The organism is Noviluteimonas lactosilytica (genome assembly GCF_020866925.1).
Taxonomy (GTDB): Bacteria; Pseudomonadota; Gammaproteobacteria; order Xanthomonadales; family Xanthomonadaceae; genus Noviluteimonas; species Noviluteimonas lactosilytica.
The window spans coordinates 1,227,248-1,250,870 of sequence record NZ_JAJGAK010000001.1 but is presented as its reverse complement, the minus strand read 5'-3'; the positions used below and the strand labels follow the sequence as shown (position 1 = coordinate 1,250,870).

At 63.5% G+C, this 23,623-nt stretch carries 18 protein-coding genes; 16 read left to right on the top strand and 2 right to left on the bottom strand.

The annotated features are described in order from the left end of the window. Nucleotides 1-152: 152 nt before the first annotated feature. Entirely contained in the window at nucleotides 153-542 is a 390-nt protein-coding gene (locus tag LK996_RS06055) for a hypothetical protein (RefSeq protein WP_230526223.1), read from the bottom strand. A 637-nt stretch (nucleotides 543-1,179) separates the two neighbouring features. Between LK996_RS06055 and LK996_RS06050 the strand changes: the two genes are divergently transcribed. The 10 genes from LK996_RS06050 to LK996_RS16740 all read left to right on the top strand — a co-directional run bounded on the left by LK996_RS06050 (nucleotide 1,180) and on the right by LK996_RS16740 (nucleotide 9,005). Continuing rightward, a complete protein-coding gene (locus LK996_RS06050; protein WP_230526222.1) occupies nucleotides 1,180-1,638 on the top strand; it encodes a hypothetical protein in 459 nt (152 codons plus the stop codon). Nucleotides 1,639-2,835: 1,197 nt separating this feature from the next. Beyond that, complete coding sequence (locus tag LK996_RS06045; protein ID WP_230526221.1) at nucleotides 2,836-3,336, top strand: Hsp20/alpha crystallin family protein; 501 nt, start codon at nucleotides 2,836-2,838, stop codon at nucleotides 3,334-3,336. A 55-nt stretch (nucleotides 3,337-3,391) separates the two neighbouring features. Next, entirely contained in the window at nucleotides 3,392-3,592 is a 201-nt protein-coding gene (locus LK996_RS06040) for a hypothetical protein (protein WP_230526220.1), read from the top strand. Between the two features lie 36 nt (nucleotides 3,593-3,628). Beyond that, a complete protein-coding gene (locus tag LK996_RS06035) occupies nucleotides 3,629-3,853 on the top strand; it encodes a hypothetical protein (protein ID WP_230526219.1) in 225 nt (74 codons plus the stop codon). Nucleotides 3,854-3,872: 19 nt separating this feature from the next. After that, entirely contained in the window at nucleotides 3,873-4,235 is a 363-nt protein-coding gene (locus LK996_RS06030) for a hypothetical protein (protein ID WP_230526218.1), read from the top strand. 119 nt (nucleotides 4,236-4,354) lie between these two features. After that, nucleotides 4,355-5,515, top strand: coding sequence for an IS30 family transposase (locus tag LK996_RS06025; RefSeq protein WP_230526855.1), 1,161 nt, complete (start codon nucleotides 4,355-4,357; stop codon nucleotides 5,513-5,515). A 483-nt stretch (nucleotides 5,516-5,998) separates the two neighbouring features. Beyond that, nucleotides 5,999-6,715 (top strand): aldehyde dehydrogenase family protein, encoded by a 717-nt coding sequence (locus LK996_RS06020; protein WP_230526217.1) that lies wholly within the window; start codon nucleotides 5,999-6,001, stop codon nucleotides 6,713-6,715. Nucleotides 6,716-6,720: 5 nt separating this feature from the next. Next, entirely contained in the window at nucleotides 6,721-7,677 is a 957-nt protein-coding gene (locus LK996_RS06015; RefSeq protein ID WP_230526216.1) for an alpha/beta fold hydrolase, read from the top strand. A gap of 50 nt (nucleotides 7,678-7,727) precedes the next feature. After that, nucleotides 7,728-8,183: an organic hydroperoxide resistance protein gene (locus LK996_RS06010; RefSeq protein WP_305068718.1), complete on the top strand. Its 456-nt coding sequence runs from the start codon at nucleotides 7,728-7,730 to the stop codon at nucleotides 8,181-8,183. A gap of 189 nt (nucleotides 8,184-8,372) precedes the next feature. Then, on the top strand, nucleotides 8,373-9,005 hold the full coding sequence (locus LK996_RS16740) for an Ohr family peroxiredoxin (RefSeq protein WP_425493709.1): 633 nt from the start codon (nucleotides 8,373-8,375) through the stop codon (nucleotides 9,003-9,005). On the opposite strand, the gene LK996_RS06000 is transcribed toward LK996_RS16740, so the two are convergent. Then, nucleotides 8,929-15,495 (bottom strand): NACHT domain-containing protein, encoded by a 6,567-nt coding sequence (locus tag LK996_RS06000; RefSeq protein ID WP_230526214.1) that lies wholly within the window; start codon nucleotides 15,493-15,495, stop codon nucleotides 8,929-8,931. The genes LK996_RS16740 and LK996_RS06000 overlap by 77 nt on opposite strands. Before the next feature lie 95 nt (nucleotides 15,496-15,590). On the opposite strand from LK996_RS06000, the gene LK996_RS05995 reads away from it, so the two are divergent. The 6 genes from LK996_RS05995 to LK996_RS05970 all read left to right on the top strand — a co-directional run bounded on the left by LK996_RS05995 (nucleotide 15,591) and on the right by LK996_RS05970 (nucleotide 23,621). Next, complete coding sequence (locus LK996_RS05995) at nucleotides 15,591-18,401, top strand: type I restriction endonuclease subunit R (protein WP_230526213.1); 2,811 nt, start codon at nucleotides 15,591-15,593, stop codon at nucleotides 18,399-18,401. Beyond that, on the top strand, nucleotides 18,398-19,930 hold the full coding sequence (locus tag LK996_RS05990; protein WP_230526212.1) for a restriction endonuclease subunit S: 1,533 nt from the start codon (nucleotides 18,398-18,400) through the stop codon (nucleotides 19,928-19,930). Before LK996_RS05995 ends, LK996_RS05990 begins: the two co-directional genes overlap by 4 nt. Beyond that, nucleotides 19,927-21,399: a class I SAM-dependent DNA methyltransferase gene (locus LK996_RS05985; protein WP_230526211.1), complete on the top strand. Its 1,473-nt coding sequence runs from the start codon at nucleotides 19,927-19,929 to the stop codon at nucleotides 21,397-21,399. Before LK996_RS05990 ends, LK996_RS05985 begins: the two co-directional genes overlap by 4 nt. Nucleotides 21,400-21,655: 256 nt before the next feature. After that, the gene (locus LK996_RS05980; protein WP_230526210.1) at nucleotides 21,656-22,234 is read left to right on the top strand and encodes an anthranilate synthase component II; all 579 of its coding nucleotides are present in this window, start codon (nucleotides 21,656-21,658) and stop codon (nucleotides 22,232-22,234) included. 2 nt (nucleotides 22,235-22,236) lie between these two features. Beyond that, nucleotides 22,237-23,277: an anthranilate phosphoribosyltransferase gene (gene trpD, locus LK996_RS05975; RefSeq protein ID WP_230526209.1), complete on the top strand. Its 1,041-nt coding sequence runs from the start codon at nucleotides 22,237-22,239 to the stop codon at nucleotides 23,275-23,277. Then, nucleotides 23,274-23,621, top strand: a complete 348-nt coding sequence (locus LK996_RS05970; protein WP_230526208.1) for an antibiotic biosynthesis monooxygenase family protein — start codon at nucleotides 23,274-23,276, stop codon at nucleotides 23,619-23,621. Before trpD ends, LK996_RS05970 begins: the two co-directional genes overlap by 4 nt. Nucleotides 23,622-23,623 lie beyond the last annotated feature (2 nt).

Sequence of the window (23,623 nt, the reverse complement as noted above, 5' to 3'; positions counted from 1 at the left end):
GGGCTCAGCGGGGGATCGACGTCGCGCACCCGTCGTCGTTGAGCATCGCGCGACGTTGATCGCGGCCAGGCAAGCGGCAAACGAAAACGGGGCTCAAGCCCCGTCCTTCGTGGGGCCGCGAAAACTTCGAGATATCGCGGCACTCCGAGTTGTCACCCGTGCATGCCATAGTCCCAGGCTGGGTCGCGTGGCGTCTGGCGGCCCCCTCTTACGTCATCCTGCTGAGCCCGGCGGGCGACGGGCAACGCTGCGTATTCGGTTGAGTCGGCGGCGGCCTGCCGCGCAGCCGGCGAAGCGGAAACCGGCCTGTCCCACGCACTTTCAATACGAGATTCGACCTGTTCCCAAGGAACTTCGGCCAGATCTGCTGCGAACCATGCGCGCTCTGCGTAGTACTTAACCGTCCGCCAGGGTTCGGCAGGAAATGCACGTCGCAGGCTGGCGATGTAGCTATCCACCGCCAGGTGAAGGGCGCTGATCGATCCTGATCTGGAATCTGCAATGGCCATCATCTCAACGCTTCCAATCGTCGCGAGGCCCATGAGGGAGCCACGGAGAGGCATCGGTGCTGCGACGACGCAGCTCCGGAGTGCTCGAAATCGGGGGCCATCCATCGCGTGTGATGGTCGAGACAGGGCTCTGAGGGGTGAAGCCGCGGAGTAGGCTGCTCACGCGACGCACGATATTGCGTCTGTTGAGTTTCATTTTTGCTTGCCATGACCGACATGCGACCTCAGTGGTCTGGCGGTCAGGCGAGCTACTGAGAACCGGCGCGAGTTGCGTGGCATCCCACTATGGACCGCTTCTGAGCGTTCGATGTGATGTCCATGACGGGTATAGGGAAGCCGTACAGCTTTAGATGCGTTCACGGCTGAGGGCTAAGGCGCTCGCTGGATTTGGAACCTGCTTCTTTTGTGTCGAAAGGTCACCCTTCGCCGTGTGGCGCCTGAAGCGCCAGCGTCCGCTTTTGCGAAAGCGGCCTTTCGTCGGACGACGCTCGGAACGAGGTGAGATGGCGCGAGCAGCGCATGTTCCCCGTCGCTCCCCCCGCCGGTTCCACGGGCGCGATCAAACACGGCTAGTCAGCGATAAATTCGCCGCCCTGGTCATGGCTGATCGTGATGGCTTGTTCATCGCGCGAAGCGCACCGTAGATCGTCCAAACGCATAAGCACCGGCAATGGATTCGCAACCAATCTGGTTAGATTCGGCGAACGCCTTGCGTCACTCCGCGGAAAGTTTGTTCCGCGTAGCGACGTACCAAGAGGGCAGCATCGCGCGACTCGGTGCCGCGGTCGACCTTCCGGCGGTATCCAACACCATGATCGGCCCACACGCGGTTGCGGAAACAATTCGGCAGGCTTTCACTCTTGCTGCGTACGCGATTGCGACCGTGTCCCAACAAATGTCGCTAACTCGCGGCGAGGCACTTACGCTTGTCGATGTGCTTCAGCAAGGGCTGCTAGAAGTCGATTTCAACATGACGGACGATGAGAAGCACTTCCTTGCAATCTGCGACTCGATAATTGCCGGTGGTTCGTACGAAGGCAAGATCTTCGACGCTCTTAAGGAGCTGGACCTGTTCTCCGCGCTCCACGCGCGACTTTGCACGACGGCGATCAAGGAGCAGTCGGCGTAACGACGAAACGCCCGCTATCGGCTAGCGGAAATTTGTCCTGGCGCCCTCTCACCTTCTCGGGGCATTGAATTAGCGAGGCGGAGGCGTGGCCGCATTGTTGGCCACTTTGTAGCAACCGCTCAGTAAAGCCTCACGGGTTGCACGCGTTCGCATACCGCCTTGAGTGCTTTCATGCCAAGGATCGCGATTGAGCGGAGGTGAAGTGAAGACATTCATTGCGTTTCGCTGTCGCGATGGAGGCTATCTCCTAGCGCCGAGTGGCGCTACCTCACCGTGGTTCGAAAATCCCTCCGTCGAGTTCTTGGGTGAGGTCAGAGCAGATTCCTTTTGCCAGGTCATGACCGTCGCAAGGGAGATGGCCACGCGCAATTTTGCTCTGATCTCGAAGAGCGATTTTTACTTCTCGTGAGTAGTCGCCAACTCACGAGCCCTGCTAGGGGAGGTGCTAGATTAAGTTCGATCACGCCCGCTCGATGCAGTTCATAATTTGTTTCGACGGCACCGTGGTAGCGATTGGATCGCCGACGTTGATCCTCAGTGCAGCTCGCGCTCCTTGGAGGCGCTTTAATGGGCATCCAGCCAGACGGCTATCGGCGGTCTACCGAGATCGCTGCTTTCGCGCATGTGCTTTTCGAAGTTTTTCCACATTCGCGTTGGCCTGATATTGAACAGCGGGCCCGCAGCGCGTGGGGCACAAGCCCGCATGCGATCACGTGGGATTCGGTGGAAGCCGACGTCCGTGCCGTTTGGCTTCGGCTGGGCGCCCCTCCATGAGCCCTTCGCCCGGGCGTGGGAACTGTCCACCTCGGTATTGCCGAGCACATCGCGCTCTACGAGAAGCATCGTCGCGCCTGCAAACTGCGGCTAATCGAACCGCTTCGAGGATCGGCGCGACCGCGAAATTGCCTTCGCGCGGCACTGGCGTCGCCAACTACGTCGGTCAAGTAGAGCCCTCGTACGAGCCGCAGTAGATCCTGGGCGAAATTTTTGCCGGACGGAGTTTTACGCTCGGCAAGCGGCGTGTTCAGCAGATTCCCAAGGCTCATCGCCGCATTGTGCGCCGCAAAAATCTGCCTGAATTTTTCCTTAGAGCGCTCATCGCCGATGGCTTGAAACTCGCAGCGGAATTGGTATTTTCCCGCGCGACGGAACCCCCGTCGCCACCAGGATCAACACAGGAAAATCCGGAGACTTGCCATGAACATGGTTCGTCAGACTGATTGGCCCACGGGCCTCAACTTGCACAATGAACTTCGCCGCGTCGTCGACCGCATGTTCGAAGGCGGCAGGTTCGAACAGGACGCTACCGACGACAGTTCCATCGTCACCAGCCAATGGACGCCGCGCGTGGACGTCCTCGAGGAGCCCGAGCGGTTCCTCCTGCTCGCCGACTTGCCGGGCATTGAGCCTGCCGACATCGAAGTCTCGATGGACGACGGCATCCTCACCATCAAGGGCGAGCGCAAAAGCGAGACTGCATCGCGCACCAATCGCTTCTCGCGCATCGAGCGCAGCTACGGGGTCTTCCATCGGCGATTCGCCTTGCCTGGCAGCGCCGATGCCCAGGGCATTTCGGCGCAGGGCCGCAACGGCGTGCTGGAAGTGTCCATCCCGAAACGACCCGAAACGACCCCCCGCCGCATCCAGGTGAACCACCTGGGTGGCCGCGTGCTGGAGGACCAAACCTCCAGTCAGTGAGCGTTTCTCCGGCCGGCTCACGTGGGTGGGCCGGCCGCTATGTTAGGTGGATGCCATGGATACCAGGAAGCTCCTCTCCGATGCCGCCGAGGTCGCGTCCTTCGCCAAGTTCCTGCAGAAGCTTTGCCGGGGCTTGCGTTGGAACGAGGTGGAGCCGCGAGCCCGCCAGGCGTGGACCGCGCGCTCACCCCTCCGGGAGCGTCTGCCCTGGGAACACGTGCGCGACTTCGTTCGCGAAACGTGGTTCCTGCATTGAAAGGCGACGACCAAATTGCATTCGAACGGTGGTGTCATGTCGTACTACAACACAATGCCAAACGCGGCCGAACCACACTTGCTGACGGCAATCATCCGCACAGCCAAGGAGGAATGCGCGCACGCGACGTGGGAAGAATTGGAGCCCGTGCTTGCCGAAGCTTGGGAGGATCTGCGCGGAGCCGACGGGCCGCCGTGGGATCTCGTTGTCGACGAGATCCAGAAGGCCTCCCTCGCGACGGCGACGAGCGAGCCGAATTGACCATCGCCCGGAGCGGGACATGGAAACCTGGCGCGACGAGCTTGCGGTTGTCCAGGCTCAAGTGGCGGTGCAGCACCTGGTGTTGCAGAGCCTGGTGCACAGTCACCCTCAACCAGACGTGCTGCTGCAGCAATGGCGCAGGCTTCGCGCCGACCGCGTCGCGCAGGCGTATGCCGTACCTGCCGATGCACGATCGAGCGACTGGCTCTCGCAACACATGCAGGTATTCGCGGGGGACTGGACTGCGGAACTAGTCGACGTGATCGCGCGCGGCCGCGCCACCTCGGCGGACAGGCAACGTGTGCGGATCATTTCGGGTCTCGACTCCAGCGACCCCAAGTGGACCCAGGGCTGCGCGGGAATGATTAAGTCTCGCGTATGAATATGCTGGACCACAATAAAGGGGACGCCAGTAGGCCGGTCTAATGTCCGCTTTTGGCGGCGGTTTCATACGATCGACGCAACACAAGGCTGGCTGCAAAGGCAGCAGGAGTGTTGCGATTGAAGCAAAGGACCCGGATCCGATACACCGACGCGCAGAAGGCCCTGATGTGGGATCGCTGGGCGAAGGGCGAGTCGCTGCACCAGATTGCCCGGCTCTTTGATCGGCACCACACCTCGGTGCGCGGGGTCCTCGCAGAGTCCGGCGGCATTCGACCGCCGGCGCGACGTCGATCGGTTCGAGCATTGAGCCTGGCCGAACGCGAAGACGTCTCGCGGGCGCTGGTGGTCGGGCAATCCATTCGTTCGATTGCGGCGAAGCTTGGTCGATCACCGTCGACGATCAGCCGGGAGATCCGACGCAACGGCGGCGCCGAACGCTATCGCGCAAGCCATGCCGACCAGGCGGCCTGGGACCGGGCACATCGGCCGAAGACTTGTAAGCTGGCGTTGCATCCAACGCTGGCGGAACGGGTGGCGGACAAGCTGCAACAGCGCTGGTCGCCGCAGCAGATCGCTGGTTGGTTGATGCGTACCTTTCCGGACGATGCGACCAGCCAGGTGTCCCACGAAACGATCTATCGCACGCTCTTCATCCAGTCGCGGGGCGCGCTGAAGAAAGAATTGCTGGAGCACCTGCGATGCACGCGGGCGATGCGTCGTTCGCGCCACCACACGCAGAAGAACAGCGACCACGGCCGGATCAGCGACACCGTGTCGATCCGCGAGCGCCCGGCCGACGCCGATGACCGGGCCGTTCCCGGGCATTGGGAAGGCGACCTGTTGTGCGGCAGTGGCAACAGCCAGATCGCCACATTGGTCGAGCGCAGCACGCGCTACGTCATGCTCGTCAAAGTCGATCGCAAGGACACGCAGACGGTGGTGGATGCGTTGATCCGCACTGCACGCCTGCTCCCTGACGAGCTCTACAAATCACTGACATGGGATCGCGGCAAGGAGTTGGCCGACCATCGCCGCTTCACGCTGGCGACCGACATCCAAGTCTACTTCTGCGATCCGCAAAGCCCTTGGCAACGCGGGTCGAATGAGAACACCAACGGCCTGCTGCGGCAGTACTTCCCGAAAGGCATCGACCTGTCGAACTTCTCCCAAGCCAAGCTCGATGAAGTCGCCAGGCAGCTCAACGAACGGCCACGTAAGACCTTGAACTTCGAAACACCGATCGAGCGATATCGACAGGCTGTTGCGTTGACCGGTTGAAACCGCCACCGAAAGCGGACATTCGCGGGTCGAACCCGGCTTCTTGGTCTGGCCCCGCTTTGCCGGTGGTTCTCCTACTAGCCGTTCGCCAACAGTCCTCGTCGAGTCAAACCCGAGGCGGGTCGCTTTCCCGTTGCCAGTGTCGCCGACCGGCGACGTCCATGTAGGCGCGGATCGCGCGCCGCGGATCCTCGCCGAAGACGATGCCCTCATCGGGTGCGCCGTCCGGCAATTCGCGCGGAATGCCCGTCGCATCGAGCAGCGCCGCCCCATCGCCGACGACCAGAAGCGCCTTGCAATGGCGATACTGTTCCTTCAGGTGATCGAGCGTGCGCGCATCTCATGCGCAGCGATTCCATGCGATCCACGCCGTCGGGCACGATCGTTCCGTCGAACTGAGCGCAAGCGGCGCGAGCTGCTGCGCCTGAAGGCCGAACAGAAGGCCATCGACGCTCGACTCAAGTTCCGTGACATAACCCCCTGGTGTTCGACGACGCCGACCTGGATTTGGCCGTTCCCACGTTGGCCAAGGCGTTGACCGTGTTCTCCGGACAGTTCTGCATGACTGGCTCGCGCGTGCTCGTGCAGCGCGGCGTCGCGGAGGCGTTGCGAAATCGTCTCGCGGAGCGGATCGCCGCCGTGAACGTCGGGCCCGGGAACGACCCGGCCAGCGACATGGGCCCGCTGATCGACAAGGCCAACGTGCAGCGCGTCGATTCGGCCGTGCAGACCGCGATCGCCGCCGGTGCGAAGGCGCTGGTGCGGGGCGGCCCGGTGGAAGACGGACCGCTTGCGTTCGGTGCGTTCTACCGGCCGACCCTGCTGGAAATCGACGATGCGTCGATGGACATTGTGCAGAAGGAAACCTTCGGCCCGGTGCTGACCCTGCAGGTGTTCGACACCGAGCAGCAGGGCACCGCACTCGCCAACGACAGCGAATACGGCCTTGCCGCCAGCGTGTGGACGCGCGATTCGGCGCGCTCGATGCGCGTCGCGCGGGCACTGGATGTGGGTACCGTCTGGATCAACGACTGGGCGCTTGTGCACGACGCGCTCGAGGAAGGCGGCTTCAAGCAATCGGGGCTCGGACGCCTCAACGGCCTGGCGGCGTTGGAAGACTTCGTCGAGTACAAGCACGTCGCCATGCGCGGCTGGAGGTTTACGCACACGCCCCCTTATTCATTCAAGCATCGAGGTTGACTACCATGAACCACTTGCTCTTCAAATTCTTCGCGCCTGCGCTCATCGGCGGCGTGCTGGTCACGTCGGCGTCCGCCGCCGAGCGCGCCGACAAGCCGCCGGAAGCGAAGATCGACTTCGTCGACATCGACAAGGACATCACGCTCCGTAGGATGGTCGTGCGCAATGCGCACCCAAAGGGAACCGTGCTGCTCCTGCACGGGTTTCCGGAATCGGTGTACGCCTACAAGGACATCGCTGTCGAACTGGGCAAGGACTACGACGTCCATGCGTTCGACTGGCCCGGATACGGCCTGTCGTCGCGGCCGAGCACAGACCGCTTCGCTTACGCGCCCAAGGACTATGCGCGCGTCCTCGGGCAATACATCGCCAAGGCTGGGCTCGATCGATCGACGCTCACGATCTACGCCACGGACATCGGCGCGCTGCCGGCGCTACTCCTCGCACTGGATGAGCCCGACATCGCTAAAACGATCATCGTGGGCGACTTCGCGCCGTTCGACCGGCCGGCGTACATGTACGAGAGCCTGCAAGCATTGAAGGCGCAGCCCAAGGCCGACCAGGTGCGCGCTTTCATGAATAAGAATCGCGACGAGATCCTCGCGAACACCTTCTTCCGAGGATTGCCGGACGACGCGCGTTACGAGATCCCGCGCGAGTTCAAGGAGGACATCGCGCGCGCATGGAGCGACGCCGGGACGACGACCCCCGTGGATGCCTTCGCCAACTACTACGCGCACTTCACGCGCGACCAGGACCACTTCGAGTCGAACGTCGCGCGCCTCCGCACGCCAGTCAAGATCGTCTGGGGCGAGAAGGACGTCTACATCAAGACGGACATGGGTGCAGAACTCGCACGCAAGACCAACGTGGAACTGCGCGTGCTGCCTGGCGTCGGCCACTACCCGCATCTGCAGGCGCCGGCACAGGCGATCGAAGAGATCCGCGCATCGTTCCGATGACTGCGCAACTCGCCGTCCGGTGTCCGCCATCGCCGGACGGGTCGCACGCAATGGCGAACCCCCCCACAGCAAGAAGTAGTGATTTCATGATCAACGTTATCGAGAAAGTGGTTTACACCGGCAAGACGCATACGACTGGTGGTCGCCACGGCAAATCCCGCAGCAGCGACGATCGACTGGTCGTCGACCTGTCCCCGCCTGGCAGCAACGGCCCCGGCACAAATCCCGAGCAGCTGTTCGCTGCAGGCTGGTCGGCCTGTTTCCTCTCCGCCGTCGCCAAGGCGGCCCAAGCAGCGAAGGTCGCGTTGCCGACCGACGCAGCAGTGGATGCCGAAGTCGATCTCGGACTGACCGGTGAGTCCGCGTTTCTTGCGGCGCGTTTGAACGTCAGCCTGCCGGGCATCGAACGCGAAGTCGCCGAGGCCCTGGTCGCGAAGGCGCACAAGACCTGTCCGTACTCGAAGGCGTCGCGCGGCAACATCGATGTAGAGATCAACGTCGTCTGATTCGAACCGTGTGGCCCCCGCGAACCGGGGGCCACACGCGGCGCACCCATCCATTGGTTCAGCCGCGCCTTTCCATGGTCACGCGGTAACCATTTCGAGACGTTTTCGTCGAACTGTTTCCTCGACACGAGGATCTCGTCCACATGCTCGCGCGCCCACGAGCTGAGCTGTCCCACCGCCTGCCATAGCGTGCTGCCGAGCGCGGCCGGCACCAATCTGGAGCAACTGTTCGCCGCCGGTTGGTCGGCGTGCTTCGAATCGGCGATGGCTTTTGCCGCGCGCAGGGCGAAGGTCGCACTTCCGCCGGACGTCTCGATCGATGCCGAGGTCGACCTTGTCCTGGCGGGCGAGTCCTTCTTCCTTCAGGGGCGGCTGGACGTACGCATCCCCGGTTTCGATCACGTCGCAGCACGGGCAATCGTCGACGCCGCGCACCAGACCTGTCCGTACTCAAAAGCCGTTCGCAACAACGTCGATCGACATCGCCAACCTGAAGGTTGGTCCCCACAAAGTCAAAATCTCCCTGGTCGACGCGAACCACACCGTGTTCCAGGAAATCGTCCAGGACTTCGTCATCACCGGCGAACTGGAACACAAGCATTGATCGCCGTGCCGCCGGATGCGGTCGGTCGCATCCGGCGTCGGGCACTCGCCGGACGCTTCCCCTTAACTCGCCATTCACTTAGTTTGGGGGTAGTGAATCCTTCCGCCTACTTCCGCCAAACTGAAATTGATTGCATGAAGGCTAGAACTTCGACTCGTCGAGTTCGTTGGCCCGGCCCGCGTAGTAGGTCACCTCGAGCGACGATTTCAGTCGGATGACCGCGGTGGTGTGCCAGAAGCGGCTGGGCCCGCCTCCGGAGCCTTCCTTGTAGCGACGCAGAAGCACCAGCCAAAGCAAGTCCGCGCCGCGGGCTTCTAGATACGCACCCACGAAGTCGGTGCGACACCACAAGCGCGAGCCTTCGCTCTTCCCCTCACGGTCCGACTCGACCCATGCGTCGGCCCGTAACACGGTCTCACCGGCGGCATCCGCCCAGGTGCGGCCGAAGGCATCGACGGGTCGCAGATTGCCGAACGTGGTCGCGTCGTGGCTCAATCGCGGGCGCTGCACCGCGCCCGCGGCGCCCAAAGCATCCGTCTCGTCCAGGCGCGAATAGGCCTCGTTGCGCACAATCCACGGCACGTAGGGCGCATCGCGCTTCGAGGCCGTACCGTCGTCCTCATACGTCTGCAGTTGTGGCAGGTAGGCTTGGAATGGACCCATCGCGGCCACGTCCTTGGCCAACGCGAGGCTTTCGTTCCGCGACGCCAGCGCCGACATCACCCGGATCTCGACGCCTTCGTTGGAGTGCCAACTGCCATCGATTGTGAGCCAATCTCCGACCGTATCGCGGATTCCGAGCAACGTCCGTAGTGCAGTCGGGTCCGCCGTGAGATCCATTGAGGATTCACCTGCGACCGTCAATGAGAGCCACGTGTCCAGCGGCTGGGGGTCCGTGCCGTCCGCCAGCCAGAAGCCGCCCGGGTGCGTCACGATCCCACGCGACAGCCAATCGGCCCAAGGATCGTCCGCCTCGTAACTAGGCCAGACCACTGGGTACTTGGCGAGCAGATCCCCGGCCAGCGAAAACAAGGCATGCCAGGCCAGATGCTCGCCGTAACTCTGGTACTCCGAATCGATGCCGCGCGAATAATGATCACGCCCTGGCCGCGATCGTCCTTTCCGATCGCTCATGTACACGATGTCCGCATCATGTTCGCGCACCTTGGCGACGAGGGCATCGACCGTTTCCCAATGCGGGCGCCGGAACAGGCGCGCTAGCCGTCCGACGTCGTCCTTGCTGAAGTCGTAATCCAAGTGCAGTTCGGGCTGCGGCTCGGCCATGCCTTTGGGGCGCATAGGGGAGAAGTCGGTCCCGTAATAGTTTTTCTCCTTCCTGCTAGCGAAGCCCGAACGGTTTACGCTCTTCAGCTTCTGGAGGCGCGCTTTGGACAAGCTCACCTGACCTGCATCCGCGCACGCCAGCAAGGCCTGCGCCGCGAAATGTCGACGAAGCACGTGGCGGTCCGCGGAGTCGAAGGTGATCGCTTCGAGGAAGTCGGCGTGTCGAGCGATGTGCTTCGGCGCATCCAGCGCGATGCGGGCCATTGCGATCAGCAGCCACAGCTGGGCGTGCTGGTAGTAGAACGGCAGTTCCGGCGCTTGGAAGGGCACCGCTTCTTGGCGCCGATACTTCGTCACGACAGCATCCAGCACGTCGGGGCGGCCCAGTCGGACCGCTGTGCGCAGGCTGTGGGCGGCCAACCACCGCTGCCGGGTGACCGGCGACCCGAGCTGGTACCAGATCATGCCCGCAGTCGCCTCGACCGCATCTCCGGTGAAGCTCAGCGACTGCTGCCACGCGCCGTCCTCGGTGTTCGACGCCAGCCGCGCCGGGCCGCTCCGCAGAAGGCGCATGAGGGATTGCTCACCCACGCCCACGCTGGTTCGCGCGTTGAACTCCGCAGCGAAGTTGAGCCACACCGAGGCCGGCACCGCCATCTTGGGGCGGGTGAATTCGTGGATCAGGAGCATTAGCACGTCGCGACGCTCCAGACCGCAAATCTCCTCTAGGGCGCGGACATGTGAGACCGACAGATACTCGTATGAGATGTACTCGCGCGCGTTCACGCGTGCGATAACCGCCGCGCACGCTTTGAGCGCGTCAGCCACGGCGAGCGAGGCGGCTGCCCATTGCGCTTTGCAGGCGCGTAGCTCCTGTTCCTTTTCGTAGAGGTTCAACACCTCGAGCCGCGCGACGAGCGCGAGATAGTCCGGCCAAGCCTGGAAGGCGACCCTCGAACGCAGCGAATCGAGGACATCGCCGGAGTAGCGCATGTTCCGGTGATATGTGCGGGCCACATCGAGAACGCGCGCCACTGCGACCTCATCGAGCGGATCGATGCCAGCGGCGAGCTGCAGGATGTGCGACTTCGCCGCGGCCTGTTCGGCCTCCCAGGTTCGCGGCGAGGCATCGGCGCCGGGCGCCCGCCAGTTCGTGCGCGTGTTGTAGTCATCGCGCTTCACTGCGATCTGGTCTGCCGCCGCTTCCAGGTATTGGCGCTCCCACGCGTTCTCGCCCAGCACCGCCCCGGCAAAGCGTGCGAGCGTGCGAGGTGTGTCCGAGCCCAATGAACCGGGATTGTTCTGGAGGTACTGCGTGACGAGCTCGGTCGCCACGCCGGGGTCACGCGCCGACGGCTTGCTTTCGAATGTGGCGACGAGCTGCGACGTCCCGCACTCGTACAGCTCCGCCGGGTTGGACAGTCGCAGCAGCGTCATCGCGAGCGGTGCATCGAGCTTGTCGTCCTGCACCAACGCACGCACGTACGGCAACAGCGTGTAGTCCAACGAGATCCGATTGCGGTCCTGCCACCGCGCCAGCTTTCCCAAGCCAGTCAAACCGGCGGCCCTGCTCATCGCAGCGCCGTAAGGACCCCAGCCGAACTTGCGCTCCTCGCCAAGGTTGAGCTCGCAAATGTTGGACAGAGTGTGGCTCTCACGCTGACCGAGGCCCTCGCCCGTCAGGGCGCCGGCGAGATGCATCAGCCCCTCGACGTAGCGGTAATCGCCCGAACCGATCGCGTCCAACTGTTCGAGCCCCTTGCGGAAGTACGCAACTGCCTCTGCGGGGCTGGCCATTGCGATCGCCCGACCGAGTCGCGCGAAGTGCTTCGCGCGATCGGGGACGTCGTGTTCTCTCTCGATGGCCGTGTTCGCCTTGATCGCAAGCGCGCCGGCCATTGCATGGAAGGCTGGCCGCGATGCTAGCAAGGCGACGAGGCCGATCAGGTTGGGCAGGGGCGTGGTGTCTGGCTCGCTAGCTGCGTCGATGTACGCGCTCACTTCGTCGGGAGGACATCCGTCATTCGCAGCAAGAGCAGTCGCGAGCAAGCGCTCGCCGACCGCGTTGTGTTGCCGTTGCGCCGAGTGTCCTCCCGAGTGGTAATCCGAAGTGTTGCGGAGCGTGATCCATCGTGCCGTCAGCGGCGACAAGGTTGGGTTGGCGACATCCGAGCCGACCAGCGCCTTCGCGAAGTCGCGCGCGAGGTCCAGCCACTGCGACAGTCGCCGGGAGATGAACTCCTGGGCCGATGACTTGTGGCTGTAGTGATGACTCGAGTCTTCCTTGGCGTCCCGAGCGGAATTGGCCTTCGCTTGGTAGTCCGCGTCCAGCGCGTCATTGAGGGCCTTGCGGAACGCCTCGTCCGACAGATTGGAGGGCAACGTCGCCGCGAGTTCGTCCAGCTCGCGCGGCAGCAAGTTGCGCGGCCCTACCGGTGTGCCGGCCGCACAGCAGGCGATGACCTGCCGGGCGATGTATGTAGCGATCTCACCCGTCCAATACGACGCATCCATGAATACATGGAGGCGGGGCGGAGCCAGCGGCAGTGCCGCAAGGATCGATGTCGCCTGAACGGGCATCGCCATGCGCACCGCCATTGCCGCGGCTTCCACCAGGCCCTGCACAAGAGCGCGTTCCTCGGATCGGTAGTGGTCGCGAAGCTTCACCGGACCGTCCGCCGTGCACTTCGCCGCGAGCGACTTGAGCTGGACGCGCTGCTGCTCCGGATTCCCGGCCGCGTAACGGATCGCTGCGGCGATAGGCCCGATGGACGCCAGTGCGTCGACGCAAGCTCGGATCACCTCAGGCGGGAGGATGCGCGCCGCTTCGGGCCGTCGCGCCAGTCCGAACATCGCCGCGGCGACGTCGTACCCGTACTCGGCGCTGACCCAGCCCGATAGGTCGCGGGCCGCGGCCGTGCCGTCGCCCTGGAGCAAGCTGCAGAACGGGAGCGACGCCATGTCCAGCATCGTCGGGTGCGCGCGGTCGTGGTCTTCGTTCCTCTGATTGAGATAGTGCTCACGCCACTCGTAGACCCACTGCGCGTGCCAGATCGCCTCGGCGGTCTCGCCCATCAGCGCGTGCGCGATCGCAAGGCGGGCGTGGCGGGAACCGGGCCATTTGGTTCGCGCATCGAACATGCGCCGAAGCGAATCAGGATCGGCCGACGCGACCACTAGATCGGGGTAGTCCAGCAGGTACGTCGTTCCCCGCTCGTCCATCGCCGCCAAGGTCGACAACTCGACGAGCAGGGGCACCAGGCGGTCGAGGTCGTTGACGCGAACGGCGTGCGCCACCGCGGCGCGCAACCGCGCATGCCGAATTGCCTGCTGGCCCACGGTGCCAGTGATGCTTGAAGGCAGCCGCTCGTCGAAGGCGAGGTGGAAGAGCTTCTCGCCATCTTCGAGTTGGAGCAGCAGATCAGGGAGCGTGGTGGCCGCGTAGACCGATTCGGCCTGCATGGCGAACAGGTTGTTCGCCAGCTCGCGCAGCGGCGCCGCGTCGCCGGCGTACTTCTGCCGGATGAGCGTTTCCGTGGGCTCGTCTCGGAACATCAGGCCGTGCTTAGTCTGCTCGAACAGCGGTGACAGGTCCGCAGCAAAGCTGACGACCGCGCCTTCTGGCATGCCGTTGACCTGGGCGAACTCCTTGAGCGGAACCGGGGGAGGCAAGGTTGCGAGGCCCGCGAGGAAGGCGCGGATGTTTTGCTCGGCATTGCCCAACTTGCGCGCCTCGACCAAGGCCTGATCGATGCGGTGCTGAATGAGATCGTCCAAGTCGATGGGCTTGTCGATTTCGCTCGGCGCCAGCAGGTCCGGTTCCGCCGCCAGGTGTTCCAGCACGCGCGCATTGCCTTTAGACCGGGCCTGCCCCACTTGGACCATGACCTCGGTCAACTTGGTTACGCGGGTGCGAAGGAACGCCCGGGTTTCCTGCTCAACGAAGGGCTGCAGCTCGAGCTCGTCGGCGGAGATCTCGCCGGTCGCGTCCAATCGCCGGTGAGTTCGAGCGCTGACGACGACCTGCAGGCCGGCAATGGGAGTGCCATGCTCCAGGCTTTGCAGCAACAGGCGCGGGAACGAATCCTGGTTGCGATCGCGGGCGATCTCGCTGGCGTTGTCGATCGCATCGAGCAGTAGGATCAGCTGCCGGTCCGCCGAGCCCCGGCGCAATGTCGCGACGACCTGTTCCAAGCGCGTGCGGAAGGCGCGGAGGATGTCCTCGCTATGGCTGGTCGAGGGAAGCAAGGGGTCGCACAGGCCCCGACAGGCAAGCTCATTCGCGATGTGCACTAGGCCGCGGTTCGGCAGGTGCCTGCTGTCGTCAGACGCACGGTATTGGCCCATGCCGAAGCAGTCGAACAGGATCGTCTCGTGCTGGTCACCCAGGCGGGCGGCCAACGAGTTCATGAAGACAGTCTTTCCGAAGCCGCCCTCGGCATGCACGACCAGCGGTCGTGTGAGCCGCGGGATGCGGTTGACGGTGTCCTCCAACTGCACGCGATCGACGACCTTCCCGATCGACGGAAAGCTCGCCGGCGCCGGAAGTAGGTCGCGATCGCTGGTCAGGTGCAGGGCAGCCAGCACATCCGTGCGCACGATGACGTTGCGGTGCTGCTTGACTAGACCGGCCTTGTCGCGCGCCATGTCGCGAATATCCGCGAGCCGGCGACGGGCCATGTGGTCCCGCGCATCCGACCAGTCCACCAAGGTGAGCGCGAGCTGTTGCTTGTTATCGCGCAGATCGCCCGTCAGGCCGATCATTTCTAGCCTCGCGGCGAACTCAGCGAGGTCCGTGCCGGTCAGCTTGCAGGCGTCCGCCACCTGTTTCGCCTGCTCTTTCGCTTGGCCCTTGAGTGGGCTTTGCGCCGCCAGCCCTTGTATCGCGTCGACTAGCGCGGGCTCGATCGGCCGGTTGGTGACCAGCTCGAAACGCAGCTTCTCCCACGCCTTCTTCGTGCCAAGCGAAGCTTTGCAGGCGCGATACGTGCGCGCGAACTTGCCGATCGTCTTCTTGGCGTCGGCCGCCCGAAACGGCTTGTGCTCGGCCGCCTTGGAGTACTTCACCTGGACCGCGACCACGCGCTTGGCGTGCTGGAGGTTGGCACTTCGTCCGAAGTACAGCACCGCGTCGGCGATCTCGTTGCCTTCGTTCGAGACACCGCGCTGGTCTTCGTTGGCAAAACCTTCTACTGCAATGCCGACCAGCTCATCCCGAGGCAACAGCAAGCCCAAACACTTACGCGCAACCCAAGCTTCGTGGAACTCGTGGCCGTCGCGGGATGCGCGCACAGTGTCCACCGCCGGACGCACCTGGGATTTCCCTCGTTCGCGGGTTTTCGGCGACGCCTTGGGCTTTGGCTTGACGTTCCCCGGGGGGGCAGCCTTGCGCTTTGCTGTGGGCTTTCGTTTCGTCTTCTCCATCGCCTGTTCCGCCGAGATCCCCTAGCAAGGATACCGAGGGGCACAGGGGTCAGCGGGCCGGGGCCGGCTATAGTGATGTCTGGGGAGGGATCTGCATGACGCCGGAAGCGCGCGCACGCCAACTAATCGACCGTAAGCTGGAAGCCGCCGGCTGGTTCGTCCAGGACACTAAGCACGTCAACTTGGGGGCGGGGCAGGGCGTCGCAGTCCGCGAATACCCGACCGACACGGGTCCAGCTGATTACCTGCTGTTCGTCGACCGCGAACCCGTAGGCGTCATCGAAGCGAAGCGCGACGAAGCCGGCGCCAACCTAAGCGCTCATGAGGCTCAGACCGAGCGTTATGCCAACGCGACGCTGAAATGGCGCAACGGCGGCAAGCCCCTGCGCTTCCTCTACGAAGGCACCGGCCAGATCATCTACTTCACCGACGGCGCCGACCCCGCGCCGCGGGCCCGCGAGCTGTTCAACTTCTTCCGCCCGCAAACCCTTGCCGACTGGGCCGCACAACCCGACACCCTGCGCGGTCGCCTCACCCAGATGCCGCCGCTGCTGGAGCGCAACCTGCGCGACTGCCAGATCAACGCGGTCACCGGCCTCGAGAAGTCACTGGCCAGGAACAAACCGCGCGCTTTGATCCACATGGCTACCGGCGCCGGCAAAACCTTCACCGCCATTACATCGGTCTACCGCCTGCTCAAGTTCGGCGGCGCCAAACGCATCCTGTTCCTGGTCGACACCCGCAACCTCGGCAAGCAGGCGCACCAGGAGTTCATGGCCTACACGCCGCCGGACGACGCCCGCAAGTTCACCGAGCTCTACAACGTTCAGCGGTTGTCCTCCAGCAACATCGATCCGCACGCGCAGGTCTGCATCAGCACCATCCAGCGCATGTACTCGATCTTGTCCGGCACCGAGTTGGCCGAAACCAGCGAAGACATCTCGCTCAACGAAGTCGGCCAGGCCGACACCCAGGCGCGGCTGGTGCAATACAACCCGCAGGTGCCAATCGAGCAATTCGACTTCATCGTCATTGACGAGTGCCACCGCAGTATCTACAACCTTTGGAAGCAGGTGCTGGACTACTTCGACGCCTTCCTGATCGGCCTCACCGCCACACCGGACAAGCGCACCTACGGCTTCTTCAACGAGAACGTTGTCGCCGAGTACAGTTACGAGCAGTCCGTGGTCGATGGCGTCAACGTCGGCTACGACGTGTATGAGATCGAAACCGAGGTCACCAGCAAGGGCGCTGAACTGAAGGCGCAGGAATGGGTCGACCACCGCGACCGCGAAACCCGGGCCAAGCGCTGGGCACAAACCGAGGAAGACACCGCCTACGGCGCCACCGACCTGGACAAGTCGGTGGTCAACCCTAGCCAGATCCGCCAGGTCATCCAGGCGATGAAGACCGCGGTGGAGACCAGGATCTTCCCACACCGCAAGGAAACCCCGAAGACCCTAATCTTCGCCAAGACCGACAGCCACGCCGACGACATCATCCGCACCGTGCGCGAGATCTACGACGAGGGCAACGCCTTCTGCAAGAAGGTCACCTACCGCGCCGGCCTCGATCCGGAGACCGGGAAGCCCGTGGCCGGCGACGACGCCGACACGGTGCTCGCCAGCTTCCGCAACGACTACAACCCGCGCATCGCCGTCACCGTTGACATGATCGCCACCGGCACCGACGTCAAACCGCTGGAAGTGCTGCTGTTCATGCGCGACGTGCGCAGCAAGGGCTACTACGAGCAGATGAAGGGCCGCGGCGTGCGCAGCCTCGATGCCGAGTCGCTGAAGAAGGTCAGCAACTCCGCCGACGGCGCCAAGACCCACTTCGTCCTAATCGACGCGGTGGGCGTGGAGAAATCGCTCAAGACCGAAAGCCGGCCGCTGGAGCGCACGCCCACGCTCAGCCTGGATAACCTGCTCAAGGGCGTGGCCGTGGGCGCGCGTGATCCGGACACGGTACTGAGCCTTGGCAATCGCCTGGTGCGGCTGGCCAAGCAGCTGGACGACAAGGCGCTGATCCGGATCAAGCAGGCCAGCGGCGGTCTCGGCCTACAGGACCTCGCGCGCGGCCTCGTGCAGGCGCTCGACCCCGACCGCGTCGCCGCCGATGCATTGGACACGGCAAAGGCCGCCGGCGTCACCCGGAGCGAAGCCACGCTGACCGAAGCGGAATTGGACGCGGCACGACGCAAGCGCGTGGACGCCGCGTGCCAGCCGTTCGACGCCCCGGCCCTGCGCGAATTGATCGAATCTGCCCGCCGCGAACGCGAGCAGCTGATCGACCACCTCAACCTCGACACTGTCACGCGCAGCGAGTTTGCCGCGCAGGCGCAGGCCAATGCCGAGGCGACGGTCAGCCGCTTCTGCGAATTCCTGGAAAACCATCGCGACGAAATCGCGGCGCTGGGCTTCTTCTACGCCCAACCCTACAGCCGGCGCGAGCTGACCCTCGATATGATCGACGAGCTGCACGATGCACTGTCGCGGCCGCCGCTGATGCTGACCACCGAGAAGCTGTGGTCGGCCTACGCGCGCGTGCAGGAGAGCAAGGTCCGCGGCAACGGCGTGCGCCGGCAGTTGACGGACATGGTCTCGCTGGTGCGCTTCGCCCTAGGCATGGACGAGGAGCTGCGGCCGTTCGCCGACAGCGTGGACAAGCGCTTCGCCGAATGGGTGTTCCGCCACAATGCCCGGCGCGCGACTGCGTTCACGCCGGAGCAGATGGAGTGGCTGCGACTGGTCAAGGACCATATCGCCAGCAGCTGCCGCATCGAGCGCGACGATTTTGACTACGCGCAGCTGGCCGGCAAGGGCGGGCTGCAGAAGGCGTGGAATGTATTCGGCGGGCAGCTGGATGAACTGCTGACTGAGATGAATGAGGAGTTGGTGGCTTGAGAGAAGTACCAAGCGGGTGGGAATCGGCAAAACTGAAGGACGTCGTCGAACTCAGAACGGGCCCATTTGGCAGTTCGCTACATCAGCATGACTACGTCGACGGCGGCATTCCCATTGTCAACCCGATGCACATTGAAAATGGGCGAATAAACCCGTCCCAGAAGCATCGTGTGAGTCAGGAAACTGCAGAGCGCCTGAATGAGTTTCGGCTCGACTTTGGCGACGTGGTCCTCGGTCGGCGAGGCGAAATGGGGCGCTGCGCGGTTGTGCAGGCCACCCAGGTGGGCTGGCTATGTGGAACAGGGTCTCTCATCGTTCGACCCCGACAAGGCATCGCCTCTGATTTCCTGCAAGGTTTGTTGTCAAGCGATGCAGTCGTCAAGCACCTGACGGCTGAGGCGGTCGGCACAACGATGGTGAATCTGAATCAGCGCATCCTGCTTGACCTCGACGTTTTGATTCCGCCGTGCAAGGAACAGGCCCGCATCATCGAAAAGCTGGAAGAACTGTTGTCCGACCTCGATGCAGGTGTGGCCGAACTGAAGGCCGCGCAGCGCAAGCTGGCGCAGTACCGCCAGTCACTGCTGAAGGCAGCGGTGGAAGGCGCACTAACGGCCGACTGGCGCGCGGCCCCCGGTAAGCCGCAGGAAACCGGCGCCGACCTGCTGCAACGCATCCTGCGCGAACGCCGCGCCCGCTGGGAGCAGAAGCAACTAGCCAAGTTCGCCGAGCAAGGCACCGCGCCGCCCAAAGGCTGGCGAGCCAAGTACTCCGAGCCCGTTGCGCCAGATCTCGCCGACCTGCCACCACTGCCGGACGGCTGGACGTGGGCGAGCTTGGATCAGTTGGCCGAGATACAAGGCGGCATCCAGAAACAGCCATCTCGCGCGCCAGTGGCAAATCGCTACCCATTTCTGCGCGTCGCAAACGTGGCGCGAGGTCATCTGAAGCTGGATGAGATCCACGAGATCGAGCTCTTTGAAGGTGAGCTCGAGAGGCTCGCTCTTCAAAAGGGGGACATCCTAGTCGTCGAAGGAAATGGGAGCCTCACTGAAATTGGCCGTTGTGCGCTATGGGATGGCTCTATCGAAAATGCTGTCCATCAGAACCACCTGATTCGCGCTCGTCCTGTTCTAGTCAAAGGCGAGTTCATTGAGGCATGGCTGAACTCACTGCGTGGCATCCAGCGCATGACAGCGCTTGCCGCAACAACCAGTGGCCTTTACACATTGAGCGTTGGAAAGATTTCAAAGATTCCGGTGCCATTGCCTCCTTTGTCGGAGCAGGACGTCGCCATGGAAAGCCTTGCCGCGACGCTCGCTGAATCTAGGGGGCAAGTGGCCGCGACGGAACGGTCGCTAAAACAGGCTGCCGCTCAACGCAAGAACCTGCTAAAGGCCGCGTTCGCCGGCCAATTGGTCCCACAAGACCTAGACGAAGAACCCGCCAGCGAACTGCTGGCACGGATCCGCGCAGAACGCGCCAGCAATAACGGCAGCACCCAACGCCGCCGCAGGAAGACCTCATGAACAGCACCGCCCTCGTCCAGAAGATCTGGAATTTCTGCCACACCTTGCGCGACGACGGCGTCGGATACGGCGACTACCTCGAACAGCTGACTTACTTGCTGTTCCTGAAACTGGCCCACGAATATTCGCAGCCTCCCTACAACCGCGACACCCACATCCCCAAGAGCTGCGACTGGACCGGCCTGCGCGGCAAAACCGGCGAGCCGCTGGAAGCGCACTACCTGAAGGTCCTGCACAAGCTGGGCGAAGAGCCCGACATGCTCGGCGCGATCTTCTTCAAGGCGCAGAACAAGATCCAGGACCCGGCCAAGCTAGCGCGGCTCGTGCAGATGATCGACGCCGAGAATTGGATCAGCCTCGACGCTGACACCAAGGGCGACCTGTACGAAGGCCTGCTGCAGAAGAATGCCGAAGACACCAAGAGCGGCGCCGGTCAGTACTTCACCCCGCGCGTGCTGATCGAGGCAATAGTCGAATGTGTGCAGCCTGACCCCGGCAAGACCATCGCCGACCCGGCCTGTGGCACCGGCGGCTTCTTCCTCGGCGCCTATAACTGGCTCACCCGTAACGGCGTGAAGCTGGACAAGAACCAACAGAAATTCCTGAAGCACAAGACCTTCTTCGGCAACGAGATCGTCGCCGCCACACGCCGTCTGTGCCTGATGAATCTGTTCCTGCACAACGTCGGTGACCTCGACGGCGAACCGACAGTGGATCGCTCCGACGCCCTGATTTCCGAGCCGAAGCAGAAGTTCGACTACGTGCTGGCCAATCCGCCCTTCGGCAAGAAGAGCAGCATGACCATCACCAACGAGGATGGCGAGGAGGACCGCGACGCGCTCACCTACGAGCGCCAGGACTTCTGGCAGACCACTTCGAATAAGCAGCTCAACTTCCTTCAGCACATCGTCTCGATGCTCAAGATAACCGGCCAGGCTGCGGTGGTGCTGCCGGACAACGTGCTGTTCGAAGGCGGCGCCGGCGAGAAGATCCGCCGCAAGCTATTGGAAACCTGCGACGTCCACACGCTGCTGCGTCTGCCCACCGGCATCTTCTATGCCCAAGGCGTCAAGGCGAACGTGCTGTTCTTCGACGCCAAGCCAAAGGACGGCAAGGTCCACACCAAGGGGGTGTGGATCTACGACCTGCGCACCAACAAGCACTTCACCCTGAAGACCAAGCAGTTGCGCCGCGAGGATCTGCAGGAATTCGTCGACGCATACAGCCCAGCCAATCGCCATAAGCGCAAGGAGTCGGAGCGATTCCGCTATTTCGACTACAAGGACCTGGTTGCGCGCGACAAAGCCAGCTTGGACATCTTCTGGCTCAAAGACGACAGCCTCGACGATCTCGACAATCTTCCGTCGCCGGATGTGCTCGCGCTGGAGATCATCGAACACCTAGAGGCCGCCCTGGCCTCGTTTCGTGAGGTGGCTGCAGGGCTCCCGCGATCAGAAATTCAGCATTGAGCGCGCTGAAGCCCTTGGCCCCTTGGCGCAATCGATTGCCAACGCCCGGAAATTCGAGGAATCGATCTGCGTACCGATGCGGGGCGCGGACATGGGGCTGAGGACCGCCTCAACGAGCCGCGTATGAATACAGGCAGGGTGGAGGCATCATGTATCGGCTCGTGGCACCCGTCCGCCGGCCGAGGTGGTCCCAAAGGTGGTCCAGCGCTCAGCTTTGGCGGAAAAGATCCTGCAAATTCAAGGTGATATTGGCGCCATGCTGTTGATGATCGACAACTACGACAGCTTCACCTTCAACCTCGTGCAGTACCTGCAGACGTTGGGGGCGGAAGTCCAGGTCGTGCGCAACGATGCGCTGACGGTGGGGGAAATCGAGAAGCTCGCGCCGGAACGCATCATGATTTCGCCGGGGCCCGGCACGCCGAACGATGCGGGCGTGTCGCTCGATGTGATCCGCGAACTCGGCCCGCGCATTCCGGTGTTCGGGGTGTGCCTGGGCCACCAGAGCCTCGGCCAGGTCTACGGCGGCGACGTCGTGCGCGCGAAGACGATCATGCACGGCAAGACCTCGCGCATCCGCCACGAAGGCCTCGGCGTGTTCGCCGGGCTGCCCGATGGATACGAAGCGACGCGCTACCACTCGCTCGTCGTCGCGAAGGATACGTTGCCGGACTGCCTCGAAATCACGGCGTGGACGGAGAACGCGGACGGTTCGTTCGACGAGATCATGGGCCTGCGCCATCGCACGTTGCCGGTCGAAGGCGTGCAGTTCCATCCCGAGTCGATCCTCACCGAACACGGGCACGCGCTGCTCAAGAATTTCCTGGAACGCTGACGATGGCCCTCACGCCCCAGGAAGCGTTGCAACGCACGATCGAGCATCGCGAGATCTTCCACGACGAGATGGTCGAGTTGATGCGCGCGATCATGCGCGGCGAAGTGTCGCCGACGATGACCGCGGCGATCCTCACCGGCCTGCGCGTCAAGAAGGAAACCGTCGGCGAGATCGCCGGCGCGGCGTCGGTGCTGCGCGAGTTCGCGCTGCCGGTGCCGGTGCGCGATCGCACGCATCTTGTCGACATCGTCGGAACCGGCGGCGACGGCGCGAGTTCGTTCAACATTTCCACCGCGTCGATGTTCGTCGTCGCCGCGGCGGGCGGGCGCGTGGCGAAGCACGGCGGTCGCGGCGTGTCGTCGAAGTCGGGCAGCGCGGACGTGCTCGAAGCGCTGGACGCGAAGATCGAACTCTCACCCGAGCGCGTCGCCGAATGCATCGAGCGCACCGGCATCGGCTTCATGTTCGCGCCGCTGCACCATCCGGCGATGAAGGTCGTCGCGCCGGTGCGCCGCGAAATGGGCGTGCGCACGATCTTCAACATCCTCGGCCCGCTCACCAATCCCGCGGGCGCGTCGAACATCCTGATGGGCGTGTTCCATCCCGATCTCGTCGGCATCCAGGTGCGCGTGCTGCAGGAACTCGGCGCGCAGCGTGCGCTGGTCGTGTGGGGCCGCGACGGCATGGACGAGATCTCGCTCGGCGCCGGCACGCTGGTCGGCGAACTGCGCGATGGCGTGGTGCGCGAATACGACGTGCATCCGGAAGACTTCGGCATCGCGATGGCCGCCTCGCGCAACCTGCGGGTCAACGACGCGGGCGAGTCGAAGATCATGTTGCTCGCGGCGCTGGAAGACATGCCGGGCCTGCCGCGCGAGATCGTCGCGTTGAATTCGGGCGCGGCGCTGTATGTCGCGGGGCTCGCGGAATCGTTCGACGAAGGCATCGCGCTCGCGCGACGCACGATTGCATCCGGTGCTGCGCGCGCGAAGCTCGACGAGTTCGTCTCCACCACGCGCAGCCTCGCGGAAGTCGACCCATGACCTTGCCGCCGGGATTCGCAGCGCTGCCCGACCCGCCGTATTACGCGGTGATCTTCTCTTCGCTGCGCAATGGCGAGGACGAACCCGGGTACGCCGAAGCCGCCGACCGCATGCTCGCGCTCGCGGAGCAACAGCCCGGCTACCTCGGCGCGGAAACCGTGCGCGGGAGCGACGGCTTCGGCATCACCGTCTCGTACTGGGCGAGCGAAGCGGCGATCAGCGCGTGGAAACACCAGGCCGACCATGCGGCGACGCGCGCGCACGGCCGCAACCATTGGTACGCGCACTTCGAGTTGCGCGTGGCGAAAGTCGAACGCGCCTATGGCAAGCCGACGCGGGGATAACG

Excerpts from the sequence above, each read along its gene's own strand:
- LK996_RS06055 (WP_230526223.1), bottom strand. The coding sequence starts at position 542 with ATGGGCCTCGCGACGATTGGAAGCGTTGAGATGATGGCCATTGCAGAT.
- LK996_RS06050 (WP_230526222.1), top strand. The coding sequence starts at position 1,180 with ATGGATTCGCAACCAATCTGGTTAGATTCGGCGAACGCCTTGCGTCAC.
- LK996_RS06045 (WP_230526221.1), top strand. The coding sequence starts at position 2,836 with ATGAACATGGTTCGTCAGACTGATTGGCCCACGGGCCTCAACTTGCAC.
- LK996_RS06040 (WP_230526220.1), top strand. The coding sequence starts at position 3,392 with ATGGATACCAGGAAGCTCCTCTCCGATGCCGCCGAGGTCGCGTCCTTC.
- LK996_RS06035 (WP_230526219.1), top strand. The coding sequence starts at position 3,629 with ATGTCGTACTACAACACAATGCCAAACGCGGCCGAACCACACTTGCTG.
- LK996_RS06030 (WP_230526218.1), top strand. The coding sequence starts at position 3,873 with ATGGAAACCTGGCGCGACGAGCTTGCGGTTGTCCAGGCTCAAGTGGCG.
- LK996_RS06015 (WP_230526216.1), top strand. The coding sequence starts at position 6,721 with ATGAACCACTTGCTCTTCAAATTCTTCGCGCCTGCGCTCATCGGCGGC.
- LK996_RS06010 (WP_305068718.1), top strand. The coding sequence starts at position 7,728 with ATGGCGAACCCCCCCACAGCAAGAAGTAGTGATTTCATGATCAACGTT.
- LK996_RS06000 (WP_230526214.1), bottom strand. The coding sequence starts at position 15,495 with ATGGAGAAGACGAAACGAAAGCCCACAGCAAAGCGCAAGGCTGCCCCC.
- LK996_RS05995 (WP_230526213.1), top strand. The coding sequence starts at position 15,591 with ATGACGCCGGAAGCGCGCGCACGCCAACTAATCGACCGTAAGCTGGAA.
- LK996_RS05985 (WP_230526211.1), top strand. The coding sequence starts at position 19,927 with ATGAACAGCACCGCCCTCGTCCAGAAGATCTGGAATTTCTGCCACACC.
- LK996_RS05980 (WP_230526210.1), top strand. The coding sequence starts at position 21,656 with ATGCTGTTGATGATCGACAACTACGACAGCTTCACCTTCAACCTCGTG.
- trpD (WP_230526209.1), top strand. The coding sequence starts at position 22,237 with ATGGCCCTCACGCCCCAGGAAGCGTTGCAACGCACGATCGAGCATCGC.
- LK996_RS05970 (WP_230526208.1), top strand. The coding sequence starts at position 23,274 with ATGACCTTGCCGCCGGGATTCGCAGCGCTGCCCGACCCGCCGTATTAC.